General features: G+C 67.5%; 14 protein-coding genes. 9 read left to right on the plus strand and 5 right to left on the minus strand.

Annotated elements, in window-relative coordinates:
- The first annotated feature begins 50 nt into the window (after positions 1-50).
- The 5 genes from GV068_RS24315 (at position 51) to GV068_RS24335 (ending at position 5,421) form a co-directional block, all read left to right on the plus strand.
- Positions 51-347 (plus strand): helix-turn-helix transcriptional regulator, encoded by a 297-nt coding sequence (locus GV068_RS24315; protein WP_159704116.1) that lies wholly within the window; start codon positions 51-53, stop codon positions 345-347.
- Positions 348-357: 10 nt separating this feature from the next.
- Positions 358-1,413 (plus strand): alkene reductase, encoded by a 1,056-nt coding sequence (locus GV068_RS24320; protein WP_159704119.1) that lies wholly within the window; start codon positions 358-360, stop codon positions 1,411-1,413.
- A 132-nt stretch (positions 1,414-1,545) separates the two neighbouring features.
- Entirely contained in the window at positions 1,546-4,191 is a 2,646-nt protein-coding gene (pepN, locus tag GV068_RS24325) for an aminopeptidase N (RefSeq protein WP_229464480.1), read from the plus strand.
- Between the two features lie 3 nt (positions 4,192-4,194).
- On the plus strand, positions 4,195-4,896 hold the full coding sequence (locus tag GV068_RS24330) for a hypothetical protein (protein ID WP_159704122.1): 702 nt from the start codon (positions 4,195-4,197) through the stop codon (positions 4,894-4,896).
- A gap of 117 nt (positions 4,897-5,013) precedes the next feature.
- Positions 5,014-5,421: a DUF4019 domain-containing protein gene (locus GV068_RS24335; protein ID WP_159704125.1), complete on the plus strand. Its 408-nt coding sequence runs from the start codon at positions 5,014-5,016 to the stop codon at positions 5,419-5,421.
- On the opposite strand, the gene GV068_RS24340 is transcribed toward GV068_RS24335, so the two are convergent.
- Positions 5,410-5,778, minus strand: a complete 369-nt coding sequence (locus GV068_RS24340; protein ID WP_159704128.1) for a hypothetical protein — start codon at positions 5,776-5,778, stop codon at positions 5,410-5,412. The genes GV068_RS24335 and GV068_RS24340 overlap by 12 nt on opposite strands.
- A gap of 103 nt (positions 5,779-5,881) precedes the next feature.
- Here GV068_RS24340 and GV068_RS24345 point away from each other — a divergent pair, with 103 nt between their 5' ends.
- From GV068_RS24345 to GV068_RS24355, 3 genes are all read left to right on the plus strand, one after another.
- Entirely contained in the window at positions 5,882-6,736 is an 855-nt protein-coding gene (locus GV068_RS24345; protein WP_159704131.1) for an endonuclease/exonuclease/phosphatase family protein, read from the plus strand.
- A 72-nt stretch (positions 6,737-6,808) separates the two neighbouring features.
- Entirely contained in the window at positions 6,809-7,246 is a 438-nt protein-coding gene (locus GV068_RS24350) for a thioesterase family protein (protein ID WP_159704134.1), read from the plus strand.
- A gap of 117 nt (positions 7,247-7,363) precedes the next feature.
- Entirely contained in the window at positions 7,364-8,584 is a 1,221-nt protein-coding gene (locus GV068_RS24355) for a right-handed parallel beta-helix repeat-containing protein (protein WP_159704137.1), read from the plus strand.
- Between the two features lie 46 nt (positions 8,585-8,630).
- Here the strand turns inward: GV068_RS24355 and arsC are convergent, their stop codons facing one another.
- Entirely contained in the window at positions 8,631-8,978 is a 348-nt protein-coding gene (gene arsC, locus GV068_RS24360) for an arsenate reductase (glutaredoxin) (RefSeq protein WP_159704140.1), read from the minus strand.
- Positions 8,979-9,153: 175 nt separating this feature from the next.
- Here arsC and GV068_RS24365 point away from each other — a divergent pair, with 175 nt between their 5' ends.
- Complete coding sequence (locus tag GV068_RS24365; protein ID WP_159704143.1) at positions 9,154-9,786, plus strand: 1-acyl-sn-glycerol-3-phosphate acyltransferase; 633 nt, start codon at positions 9,154-9,156, stop codon at positions 9,784-9,786.
- 39 nt (positions 9,787-9,825) lie between these two features.
- Here GV068_RS24365 and GV068_RS24370 read toward each other — a convergent pair whose 3' ends face one another.
- The 3 genes from GV068_RS24370 to GV068_RS24380 are packed head-to-tail and all read right to left on the minus strand — an operon-like array spanning position 9,826 to position 13,232.
- Complete coding sequence (locus GV068_RS24370) at positions 9,826-9,981, minus strand: hypothetical protein (protein ID WP_159704146.1); 156 nt, start codon at positions 9,979-9,981, stop codon at positions 9,826-9,828.
- Positions 9,982-10,041: 60 nt separating this feature from the next.
- A complete protein-coding gene (locus GV068_RS24375; RefSeq protein ID WP_159704149.1) occupies positions 10,042-11,691 on the minus strand; it encodes a SulP family inorganic anion transporter in 1,650 nt (549 codons plus the stop codon).
- A gap of 59 nt (positions 11,692-11,750) precedes the next feature.
- Positions 11,751-13,232 (minus strand): diguanylate cyclase, encoded by a 1,482-nt coding sequence (locus GV068_RS24380; RefSeq protein ID WP_229464481.1) that lies wholly within the window; start codon positions 13,230-13,232, stop codon positions 11,751-11,753.
- Positions 13,233-13,375: the final 143 nt, after the last annotated feature.

Consider the following 13,375-nt stretch of genomic DNA (forward strand, 5'->3'; position numbering starts at 1 on the left):
CGTAAGATGACGATATTCGGATCGAAAGAACCCGATATAAGGAAGAGCTCATGGACATCGACGCGATCCACAAGGCCCTGGCCAACCCGGTGCGGCGCCAGATCCTGCATTGGCTGAAGGACCCGCACCAGCATTTCGCCGAGCAGGAACACCCGCTCGACCTGGGGGTGTGCTGCAAGCTGATCGACCAGCGCACGGGGCTGTCGCAATCGACGGTCTCGGCCCACCTGGCGACCCTGCACAAGGCCGGCCTGGTCAGCACGCGGCGCGTCGGACAGTTCATCTTCTTCCAGCGTAACGAGGAAGTCATCGATGCCTTCCTCAATCAACTGAACGACGGACTATAGGAACAACAACATGACGACGATGTTTGACCCGATCAAAGTAGGGGCACTCGAACTGCCGAACCGCATCATCATGGCCCCGCTCACCCGCGCCCGCGCCGTTGGCGGCGGCCGCGTGCCGAACGAGATGATGGTCGAGTACTACGTGCAGCGCGCGTCGGCAGGCCTGATCCTGTCGGAAGCGACCGCCGTCACCCCGATGGGCGTGGGTTATGCCGACACCCCGGGCATCTGGTCGGACGAACAGGTCGAAGGCTGGAAGAAGGTCACCGAGGCCGTGCACCAGGCGGGCGGACGCATCTTCCTGCAGCTGTGGCACGTCGGCCGCATCTCGGATCCGCACTTCCTCGACGGCCAGCTGCCGGTCGCCCCCTCGAGCATCCAGCCGAAGGGCCACGTCAGCCTGCTGCGCCCGATGCGCGACTACGCCACCCCGCGCGCGCTCGATCTGTCCGAGATCCCTGGCATCGTCGCCGCCTACCGCAAGGGCGCCGAGAATGCCAAGAAAGCCGGTTTCGACGGCGTGGAGGTCCACGGCGCCAACGGCTACCTGCTCGACCAGTTCCTGCAGGACTCCACCAACCAGCGCAAGGACCAGTACGGCGGCTCGATCGAGAACCGTGCGCGCCTGATGCTCGAAGTGACCGACGCATGCATCGAGGTGTGGGGCGCCGACCGCGTCGGCATGCACCTGGCGCCGCGCCGCGACTCGCACGACATGGGCGACTCGACCCCGCTTGAAACCTTCGGCTACGTCGCGCGCGAACTCGGCAAGCGCGGCATCGCCTTCATCTGCGCCCGCGAAGCCATCGGCGGCGACAGCCTGCGCGCGCAGCTGAAGGAGGTATTCGGCGGCGTCTACATCGCCAACGAAAAGCTGACCAAGGAAAGCGCGGAGCAGCTGATCCAGTCGGGCGAAGCCGATGCGGTGGCCTTCGGTGTGTGGTTCATCGCGAATCCGGACCTGCCGAAGCGTCTGGCGCAAGATGCACCGCTGAACCAGCCGCGTCCGGAGCTGTTCTACCATCCGGGCGCAGAAGGCTACATCGACTACCCGGCGCTGGCCTAAACGGTCTCCTCGTTACACCACGTACATACGTTCTACGAACTGATATGTATGTGGTGTAAATGACAGCCTGCCCATGCTATTCTTGCGCGATTATTTTTATCGCGCACCCAGCTGCGCTGTCCAGGAGACCACGTGAACTACTTCGCACCCCGCGTGATGGCGATCGCCATCGCTTCCGCCTTTGCCGTCAACGCAGCCAGCGCCGCTCCGGCGCCAGCGCGCGCCGAGAACGCCTACCTGTCGCAGGCGGACGCCATGGCCCGTTCAGCGCGCGTGTCGAACGTGGACTACGTCCTCGACTTCACGCTAACCGGCAAGGAAAGCTTCGCGGGCACCACCACCGTCAGCTTCGACCTGAAGGATACGGACTCCGCGGTCACGCTCGACCTCGACAAGGCGACGGTGAAATCGGTCACGGTCAACGGCAAGCAGGTCACCCCGGCCTACAACAACTGGTTCATCACCCTGGCGCCGCAAGACCTGGCCAAGGGCCGCAACACCGTCACCGTCAGCTACGAGCGCCTGCACAGCACCAACGGCGAAGGCCTGCACCGCATGGTCGACCCGGTCGATGGCCGCGTCTATACCTACTCGCACTTCGAGCCGGCCGCCGCGCACCAGATGTTCGCCGTGTTCGACCAGCCGGACCTGAAGGCCACCTACACCGTCACCGTGAATGCGCCGGCCGACTGGCAGGTCGTCACCACCACCCGCGAGTCGAAGGTTGCGGATGCCACCGGCGGCAAGCGCTGGAGCTTCCCCACGTCGAAAAAGCTGAGCCCCTATAACTTCTCGCTGCACGCCGGCCCGTACAAGGTCTGGGAAGACAACAGCGGCAAGTACCCGATGCGCCTGTTCGCACGCCAGTCCGTGGCCAGCCAGGTAACCCCGGCCGACTGGTTCCGCTACACCAAGGGAGGCCTCAGCTTCTTCGACAACTACTTCGGCATCCCTTACCAGTTCGAGAAGTACGACCAGCTGCTGGTGCCGGACTTCCTGTACGGCGCGATGGAAAACGCGGCGGCGATCACCTTCGCCGAAGGCGGCTTCCTGTACAAGGCCGAGATGACCGCCGCCCAGAAGGCGACCCTGGCCGAGGTCATCCTGCACGAGATGGCGCACCAGTGGTTCGGCGACCTGGTCACCATGAAGTGGTGGAACGGCCTGTGGCTGAACGAGAGCTTCGCGTCCTTCATGGCGACCCTGGCCACCGCCGAGTCGACCGAGTTCAAGGACGCCTGGCAGGCCTTCTACCAGCAGGACAAGCAAGGTGCCTACAACATGGACCAGAAGGTCTCGACGCACCCGATCGAAGTGCCGGTACCCTCCTCGGCCAACGCCTTTGACAACATCGACGCGATCACCTATTCGAAAGGCGCCTCGACCCTGAAACAGCTGCGCCACATGCTGGGCGAAGAGGTCTTCCGCAAGGGCGTGCATAACTACCTGGTCAAGTACTCGTGGCAGAACGCGAAGCTGGATGACTTCATCGGCAGCCTCGGTGAAGCGGCCGGCCGCGACCTGAGCAAGTGGACCAAGGACTGGCTGTACCAGGCCGGCGTGAACACCATCGCCGCCAACTACACCTGCTCGAACGGCAAGATCAAGTCCTTCTCGCTGGCCCAGACCGCGCCAAGCAAGGAACTGCCGACCCTGCGCGAACAGCGCGTGCAGGTAGGCGCCTTCAAACTCGAGAACGGCAAGCTGGTGTTGGCCAAGAACGTCCCCGTCACCTATTCCGGCGCCACCACCAAAGTGCCCGGCATGGTGGGCGCGGCCTGCCCCGACCTGGTCTATCCGAACTACCAGGACTGGGGCTTCGTGAAGGTCAACCTCGACAAGCGCTCCTTCGAGACTGCCCGCAACACCCTGAGCGGCGTCGACGACCCGCTGCTGCGCGCCATGCTGTGGCAAGCCTTGTGGGACGGCGTGCGCGACGCCAAGCTGCCGCTGAACGAATTCATCGACGTGGCCCTTGCCAATGCACCGCAGGAGAAGGATTACACCCTGCTGGGCGACGTGCTGGGCAAGGTCTCGCAGTCGAAGTACTACCTGACCGCGACCGGCCTGGACAACGCCTATACCCGCAAGACCGGCAAGGCGCTGGAAGACATGGCCTGGCAAGGTGTCGTCGCCTATAAAGGCAACGACAACTTCCAGCGCCGCTGGTTCGGCACCTACATGAGCGTGGCGAGCAGCCCGGAAGCCCTGGCGCGCCTGGCCGGCATGCTGGAGGGTAAAGGCACCGAAGGCCTGAACATCAGCCAGGACCAGCGCTGGGCCATCATCACCCGCCTGAACCGCTTCAACTACCAGGGCGCGGCCGCGCTGCTCGAAGCCGAGCAGGCGCGCGACAAGTCCGACACCGGCCAGGGCGCGGCAATCGCGGCCACCGTGGTGCGTCCGGATCCGAAGGTGAAGGCCGAGTGGATGGCGACGGTCGAAGACCTGAAGACCAAGCTGCCGTTCTCGCGCGTGCGCACGGCGATGGGCAGCATGTACCCGGTCGAGCAGCACAAGCTGGCCGAGCAGACCGCAAGCGACCGCCTGGCCAAGCTGCCGGCGATCGACAAGGCGGCCGGCCCGGTCTTCATGCGCAGCTACGCCAACACGATGATCCCGGCCAGCTGCACCTTGGCGAGCGTCCAGCGCCTGCAGCGCGCCGCCGACACCATGAAGGACCTGTCGGCCGGCACCCGCCGCTCGCTGCTCGACACGCTGCAGGAAGACCAGCGCTGCGTCGCAGTCAAGAAGGCGATGACCGCGCCGAAGTCGTAATCCTTGGCATACGCGGCCTACCCGCGCCGCACGCCCGGCTGGCCCCTGCTGGCCACGCTGGGCGTCCACCTGCTGCTGGCCTGGAGCTGGCGGATCGCGCATCCGCCCGCCCAGGACCAGCGCGGGGAACGGGTCCTCGAGCTGATTCCCCTGCCTCCACCGGCCCCGGCGCAAGTGCGCGCCGCGCCGCCTCCACCCCGCAATGCCACACCTGCTGCTGCGCGCGCACGTAGTCCGTCGACACTGGCGCCAGCGGAGAGCGAGCCGGAACCGGTCACGCCACCGGCGCCGGTTACCGATCCCTTTGCCGTCACCGAGCCCGCAGCTCCCGCTGAATCCCCACTCGACGCGATGGTCGGCCGCGCCAAGCGCGATGCCCGCGCCATCGACCGTGAACTCAGGAAGGGCAAATCGGGCGTGCCCGAAATCGCCGACACGCCCTGGGGACGCTTCACGCGCGCGCTCGAAGCGGCCCACAAGGACCGGGGCCTGGGCGTGAGCAGTGAGACCTATACCGCGCCCGACGGCCAAGTGATCTACCGCTTCCGCCGCGGTGGCAAGACCATGTGCCGCAGCGGCGGCAGCGTGGGGCCGAAGATCGGCGGGGCCGTCGGCGGCGGCGAGGTGCTGTTCGACGTGCAGGGCGGCGCGGGACGGGCCGGCGAGGTGCAGTGCCCGAGCCACGCCGAATGGAAGCGCGACTGAACCCTTCCTCCGCGCTTTCGACCTCCTGCTCCTCCTTTTCGTCATTCCATCCACATGGCCGGTCCGCCTATGCGCAGCCGCGCTAACATGGCGGCATCAAGCAGAAGGAGATTCACAATGAAAAAGATGATCGCGACCGCGCTTGCGGCATGCGTACTGGTTGCCAATCCGGCCTTCGCCCAGGACAGCAAGGCGCTGGCGGCCGCCCACGGTTCGGCGCAGCGCTGGCTGAAGCTGGTCGACAAGGAAGATTATTCCGGCGCCTGGGACGCCAGTGCGAGCGACGTGCGCGCGAACACACCGAAAATGGCATGGAACATGCTCCTCAGCGCCACCCACCTGCCGCTGGGACAGCTCCGCGTCCGCAAGCTGAAGTCGACCGCGCTTGACGCGGGCGGCAAGCGGGTCAGCTTCGAATTCGATTCGGAATTCGAGAAGGACAACAAGGTGCTGGAGAAAGTCACCACCGTGCTCGACAAGGACGGCGCGTGGCGCGTGACCGGCTACAGCGTTTCAGCGGACTGAACGGGCCTGCGGGGCCTGCGACGCCCCGCCGCCGGCGCCGTTACTGGCCGGTGCACAAAGCTCGGCCACGCGGCGCCATGCTCCGGTGCCTTCGCACACCACCGGCGGCCGCCCCTGCAGCAGTTTGCCGAGGTCGACCGGCTTGCCTTCGTTGACGATGACGTTGCGCTGGATTGGAATGCACACCGCGTCGTGCCAGGCGGCCGCATAGCCCTGCGGCGTCGGCAAGGGACCGCGCAGGCGCAGCGCCGCGGCCTCGCACGCCTTTTTCGTCTGGTAGGTTCCGCGCAGGCTGGTGCTCTCCAGCATGACGTCGCGGTGCTGCTGCAGGTACAGCAGCAGGATCATCGTAAACATCCGTTCTCCCCACATGCGGCTCCGTTCGCCCGCACGCCTGACCTTGTTCAAACATCCTGCCGGGACCGCGCGCTAGCCTGAGGATCCACGAAAGGATCCCTTCATGTTCAAGCTCGTTACCTGGAATATCCAGTCCGGCCGCAGCCCGGACGGCAAGACCGACCTCGACCGTATCATCGCATGCCTCGACCGCTTTTGCAGTTTTGACATGCTTTGTGTGCAGGAAGTTTCGAGCGGCTACACCGCCGGCGGCGAAGACCAGTTCGCCATGCTGCGCGAGCGCCTGCCCGGCTACACCGGCTTCAGCGCCCTCGCCTGCGACACCGCCGGCCTGGAGGCCGCGCCCGGCGCGCGCCGCCGTTTCGGGATGATGGTGTTCTCGCGCCACCAGGTGCTGCAGGCCTTCCGCCACTCGCTGCCCTGGCCGTCCGAACCCGAGGTGATCAGCATGCCCCGCACGGCGCTCGAACTCACGGTGGCGGCGCCCGGCGGCCTGTTGCGCGTCCACGCCGTCCACCTCGAATACTTCTCGCAGCGCCAGCGCCTGGCCCAGGTCGAGCGCCTGCGCGAGCTGCACCGCGAGGCGAGCCTGCACGCTTGCGCGCCACCCGCGCCCGGCCGCGGCCCCTTCGCGCAGCCGCCGCGGGCCATGCCGGCGCTGCTTGCGGGCGACTTCAACATGCTGCCCGGCTCGCCCGAGCACCAGCGCCTGCTGGCGCCCTTCGGCGACGAGGTCCAGCCCTGGCGCGACTGCTGGCAGCTGGTCCAGCCGGGCCGGCGCCACGCGCCCACCGTGGGCCTGCACGACGCCAGTCCCGGAGCCTGCGCTCCCTTCACCTTCGATTACGTGTTCGCCAGCGCCGACCTGGCCGAACGGGTGCGGCGGGTGCGGGTCGATGCCAGCGAACAGGGGTCGGATCACCAGGCCCTGCTGGTGGAACTGGATTGGGGGCCGTGAGGCGCCGCCTGACGCCGCCCGGCGGCGGGCCGTACAATAGCGGTTTGCCGATCCACGCTTCACGAGGTCATTTTGGACTGGGATTACCCGCAACCCTTCACCCTGCCCGTCACGCCGGAAGCCGGCGACATCGACGGCCTGAACCATACGAACAATGCCGTCTACGTGCGCTGGTGCGAGCAGGCCGGCTGGGCCCATTCGGAACAGCTGGGCCTGTCGCTGGACGACTACCGCCGCCTCGACCGCGCCATGGCGATCCGGCGCGGCGAGTACGACTACCTGCTGCCGACCCAACTGGGCGAGCGCTTGACCCTGGCCACCTGGCTGGTGGCCGGCGACGGCAAGCTGGCGATGGAACGCCGTTTCCAGCTGCTGCGCGACAGCGACGGGGCCACCGTGCTGCGCGGGCGCTGGGACCTGGTCTGCATCGACATCAGCAGCGGCCGGCCGCGCCGCATGCCGGCCGAATTCGTGGACACGTATATGCCGGTGGTGGTGCAGGCCGTGTAAACCTCGAGGTGCGGCCTCGTGTTGCGGCCCCTCAAAGTCACCATTGAGGCAACCGGCCCCGCTCCCGCTTGTGCTGGGTCAAACTGCTTCGGTGATGTCCGCCGCCACGAGGGAAAGATGCGCCACTACCGTTCCACGATCCGCTCCACCGCCCGCTCCCTGTCTGCCATCCTCCTTGCCGGCCTGTGCGCCGCCATGCTCCTGTCGGGCTGCCGCCTGCGCGAGACCGGGCAGGAAGACCTCGTGATTCCCGAGCTGGTGCGCACCCATCTGTACGTGGCGCCATCCGGCTCGGACAGCAATCCGGGCACCCGCGACGAACCCTTCCGCACGCTCACGCGCGCCGCCCAGGCGGTCACGCCCGGCACCACGGTGCACGTCGCGCCCGGCACCTATTTCGGCGGGGTGCGCACCAATACCCACGGCACGGCCGAGGCGCGCATCGTGTTCGAATCCACCGAACGCGGCGGCGCGCGCCTGGTGCCGCCCCTCGATTCGCGCCAGCCGGCGGCCTGGGACAACCGCGCCAACTACCTCGACATCATCGGCTTCGAAATCGACGGCGGCCAGTACCAGAGCGGCATGAAGTGGCTGAGCGGCATCTACAACGGCGGCTCGCACAACGGCATCCACCACAACCACATCCACCACATCGGCAACGACGTGCCCTGCGAGGCCAAGGGCGGCGCCGGGATCGGCATCGACAGCTACTACAAGGGCAACGACGCCGAAGTGGTTGGCAACCAGGTGCACGACATCGGCCCGCCGGAATGCCGCTACATGCACGGCATCTACGTCAGCACCACCGCCAGCGTGCGCGACAACGTGATCTACCGCGCCTCGGGCGCCGGCATCCACCTGTGGCACGACGCCAGCCACGTCACGATCCGCAGCAACACGGTGGTGGGCTGCGGCACCGGCATCGTGGTCGGCGGCGGCGACTTCTATCACAGCGAGGGGCCGAACGACCACACCCACACGGCCAACAATATCGTCTACGACAATGGCCACGGGGTCCTGGAACAGGGTGCGACCGGCGACAACATCAGCTACCGCAACAACCTGGTGTTCCAGAACGCCGGCGGCGACTGGAAACTGTCGGCCGGGCGCCAGCATACGGGCACCGTGACAGCGGCCCCGCTGTTCGCCGACTACAACCGCACGCTGCCCACGCCGGACTTCCGGCTCCAGCCGGGTTCGCCGGCGATCGGCAAGGGCCTGGCGCCCGATGCGGGCGACACGGTGGCGATCCGGCCGCGGCGCCAGATCGATATCGGGGCCGTGCCGTATACCGAGGCGGAACCGGCCGGTGTGCCCTCGCCAGCGGCGGGCCAATAGGTGGGCAGCCGCTCAGTGCCGGTCTGGCATCGGGCGGCGGCTCGGCTCAGAGGATCTCGCGCACCAGTTCGAAGGGGCGGCACAGGCGCACGCCCTTGGACGTGACCACGAAGGGACGGTTGATCAACACCGGATGCGCGGCCATCGCATCGAGCAGGGCCCCGTCGTCGACACCCGGCTGGTCCAGTCCCAGCTCGCCGAACAGCGCTTCCTTGCTGCGCACCGCCTCGCGCACCGTCAGGCCCGCGCTGGCGATCATCTCCTGCAGCTGGGCGCGCGACGGCGGCGTGGCCAGGTAGTCGACCACTTGCGGTTCATGGCCCGCCTCACGGATGGCGGCCAGGGTGTTGCGCGAAGTCCCGCAGCGCGGGTTATGGTAAATCGTGATATCCATGTGTTAAACGCTCTTCAATATTGCCGAAAAAGTAGCCGCATCATAACCACAGCTCATCACTGGCACCAGCTATTTCGCTTGTTCCCAGCCCCCGCTCGCTATAGAATTCGTCGCTTATTTTTCCGCAAGAACATAAAAACTGCCGGAAAACATTTTGTACAGCGACGGAGAATCGATGAGCGAGTACCTGCTGCGTCCCGCGGCACTTCCCACCTGGGGCCAGCGCACTGCGCTTCGCCTGCTGAACCTGACCGGCTGGCAAGTGCATTTCAAGCCCCTGCCCGGCCCGCACGGGATCGCCGTGGTCTATCCGCACACCTCGAACTGGGATTTCCCGATCGGCCTGCTCGCCAAGTGGGCGGTCGGCCTGAAGTTCCGCTGGCTGGCCAAGGATTCGCTGTTCCGCGGCGTGATGGGCGGCCTGATGCGCTACTGGGGCGGCATCGCCGTCGACCGCCGCGCCTCGATGGGCGCCACCCGCAAGCTGGCCCAGGACATGCTGGCCGCGCCCTGGTGCTGGATCGCGATCACGCCGGAAGGCACGCGCAGCTACCGTCCGCATTGGAAGAGCGGCTTCTACCACCTGGCCACCACCGCCAAGGTGCCGCTGCTGCTGGTGTACATCGACTACAGCACCAAGGTACTGAGCGTGGTCGACACCCTGACCCTGAGCGGCGACGCCGACCAGGACATGGCGGCCATCGCGGCCGTCTACGCAGGCCGCCAGGGCCTGTATCCGGACCAGGCCGCGCCGATCAAGCTGGCGCCGCCGCGCGACCCGTCCGAACCGCAGCGCCGCCAAGGCTGAGCCGCAGCCTGGCCACCCGGGCACTAAAAACGCCATCCGTCAGACTGGGGCACGCTTTTTAAACACGCGCTTCCACGCGAACAGCTCTGGCAGACCCGCAGCGAGCACCAGCAGCCCGATGTTGTAGCGCATGCCGAGGTACCACAGCAGGCCGGCGAGCACGAAGAGCGCCAGGGTCAGGAAGTGGTAACGCATCGCATACTCCGAGGAATTGTTGAGTTCGCGGCAGTTTGACAGCGGTGTATTAAAAAAGCATTAAGTGGGGCCGGGCTGGCCGGGCGCCAGCTCGTCCCAGGCCACCGCCGCACTCAAGAACAGGCGCCCGTTCAGCGCCTGCAGCAAGGTGCTGTGCTTGAGGCGATCCATCACCGGCCCCTTTACTTCGGCCAGGTGCAGCAGCACGCCGCGCTGGCGCAGCGAGGTATTCAGTTCCGCCAGGCCAAACAGGGCCGAGGTGTCGATCGCGTTCACCGCCGACAGCACCAGCACCAGGTGACGCGTGTCCGGGTGCGCCGCCAGTTCATCCTCGATGCGTTCGTTCACCGCCTCCACGTTCCCGAAGAACAGGCCGGCGTCTACCCGCAGCATGAGTAGCCCTGGCGCGGTCTCGGTCGAATAGCGCTCCACGTTGCGGAAGTGTTCGCTCCCCGGAATGCGGCCCAGCACCGCAATGTGCGGCCGGCTGGCGCGCCAGATCAGCGCCCCCATCGACAGCGCGACGCCCACCACGACGCCCGCCTCCACGCCCAGCACCAACACGCCGGCGGCGGTGGCCAGCAGTGCGGCGGCGTCGGCGCGGTCGTAGCGCCAAGCGGCGCGCAAGGTCGACAGGTCGAGCATGCCGAGCACGGCGACGATGATGGTGGCCGCCAGCACCGGCAGCGGCAGCAGCGCCAGCCAGCCGGTCGGCGCCACCAGGGCCAGGGCCAGCAGGCCGGCCGTGATCAGGCTCGCCAGCTGGGTATTGGCGCCGGCCGAGAAGTTCACCGCGGAGCGCGAGATGCTGCCCGTGACCGGAAAGCCGCCGCTCAGCGCGCTGCCGAGATTGGCCGCACCGAGTCCCAGCAGTTCGCGGTTGCTGCCCAGCTTTTCGCCGCGCTTGAGCGCCAGTGTCTGCGCGCCCGACATGCTGATCAGGAAGACCATGAAGCCGATCAGGAGCGCCGGCTGCAGCAGCGCCTGCCAATGGGCGCTGGAGGTGGCCAGGTTCAGGCCCGGCAATCCTACCGGCACCGAACCGGTGGTGGCGACGCCGCGCGCATCCAGGTGCAGCACAGCCACCAGCGCAGTGGCGCCGACCACCACCAGCATCGGCGCCAGCTTGCCACCGATGTCGGCCGCCGCCGGCGGCATCCCGAGGCGCCGCAGTGCGCCCGCCATGAAGTGGCGCGACCACACCAGCAGCGCGAGCGCCCCCAGGCCCAGCGCCGCGCTCGGGCCATGCAGCTCGGGCGGCGCCGCGCCCAGCAGCACGCGCAGCTGGCCCCAGGCGATCAGGATCGCCGAGCCGATGGTGAAGCCGCTCATCACGGGACGGGAAAAGAAGTTGGCGAGGAAGCCGATGCGCAGCAGGCCGCAGGCGAGCAGCACCGCGCCCGACAGGAAGGCCAGCTGGGCCGCCAGCACGCCGTACAGCGCGCTGCCCGGCGCGGCCAGGGGCGCCAGCGTGGACGCCGTCATCAGGGAGATGATCGCCATCGGGCCGACCGACTGGGTGCTGCTGGTGCCGAACAGGGCATATAAAACCGGCGGCACGATGCTGGCGTAGATCCCGGCCACCGGCGGCAGGCCGGCCACCAGGGCATAGGCCATGCCCTGCGGGATCATCATCATCGCCACCACGATGCCGGCGCTGATGTCGCCCGGCAGCAAGGCACGCCGGTAATTCCGCAGCCAGGAGAACATAGGAGTATTGCTTGACAGAAAAGCCGCTAGCCTACCACAGGGTCCGGGCCGTTCCCACCCTATTGCATCGCCAGTTCGACGCAGTTGCGCCCGGCCCGCTTGGCGCGCGCCAGCGCGGCGTTGACCCGCACCGCCAGCGAATCGCCGTTCTCGAGTTCGCCCAGCTGGGCCACGCCGAGGCTGACGGTGACGTGGTCGCAGCCCGGGATCTCGGCCTGCTCGATCGCCGCGCGCAGCTTCTCGGCCATCTTGAGACCGTCGATCGCGCTGGTGTGCGGCGCGATCACCTGGAATTCCTCGCCGCCCGAGCGCACCAGCACGTCGCTCGAACGCAGCAAAGCGCGCGCGGTATCGGTGACGATGCGCAGCGCCATGTCGCCGACCGGATGGCCGTAGGCGTCGTTGATGTTGCGGAAGCGGTCGATGTCGAAGGCGATCAGGGCCAGCGGCAGGCGGTAGCGGCGCGCACGCTTGATCTCCTGCTCCATCAGGTATTCGCCGTGGCGGCGATTCGCCACACCGGTGAGCGCATCCAGGGTTGCCAGCTGGGTCACGCGGCCCAGCAGCTCTTCGCTCTCGCGCATCAGCTCCGCCATGCGCAGCCCAAAGGCGGCCAGCTGGGCCAGGTCGGCAAACGCGCCCAGTTCGGCGCGCGAGAACGCGCGTGCGCCGTCGAACAGCAGGCACAGTGCGCCGCGCGGGGCGCCGGGACCGGATGCGGGAATCGGCAGGCCGAGCACCATGCGCACGCCCTGGGCCTGCAGAGCCTGCGCAAGTACCGGCTCGCCGGCCTTGTCGAGGGCGTCCAGCAAGGCGGGCTCGCCGCCGGCTGCGGCCAGCAGACCCGGGAAGGCATGGCGCAGCGGCGACTGCAGCAGGCGCTCGGCGCGCCCCAGGACCTTGGCCAGGTCGAGGCCGTGGTGGCCGTGCTGCGCTTCCAGGCGCAGGTCGCCGCCCTCGTGCAGCTGGAACACGGCGGCGTGCATCACGCCGGGGCAGCCGCGCAGGGCTACGCACAAGCGCTCGCCGAAGCGGATGCTGTCGTCGGCTTCGGCCAGCGCCTGCTGCGCCTCGCTGCGCACGGCCAGCAGGGCCGCCAGTTCCGCTTCGACCGGGCCGGGCGCCACCGGCAGCGCGAAGCCCTGCGCCAGGCGCGCGCTCACTTCGATGCGGATCTCTTCCGGCCTGAGCGGCCCGATCGCATACGCCAGCGGGCCGTGGGACATCAGGGAGGGCAGCCAGCGCGCATTGGTGAAGGGACACAGGACCAGTACCGGCGCACCCGCGCGCCCGGCCACCAGCTGGCCAAGGGCCGGCAGGTCGATGCCGATCTCGAAGCGCTCGAGGTCGAGCACCAGCACATCGGCCGGCTGCTGCGCCAGCAGGCTGGCCGCCTGCTCGGCGCCGTCGGCCACCTCCAGGTGCGCGAACAGGCCGTCGCAGGCGCGCTGGAACTCGCTGCGGCGCTGCCCGGCCGGATTCACGTACAGGCACGACAAGGCCGGGCCAGCGCCCGCCCCCTGGGACATCCCTTCTTCCATGTTCTTTCCTGACAAGCTCATTCTGAAAAAGCGATGCCAAGTTTGCCACAAAGCACTGTGAGCGGATAGTCAAGAATTGTCTCCGAGTGTGTGGAAGCGCACCGTCACTCGAGGGCGCCGCAATGAATACTCTCCCGGTCGAT

The organism is Massilia sp. 9I, from assembly GCF_902506415.1.
Lineage (GTDB): Bacteria > Pseudomonadota > Gammaproteobacteria > Burkholderiales > Burkholderiaceae_D > Telluria.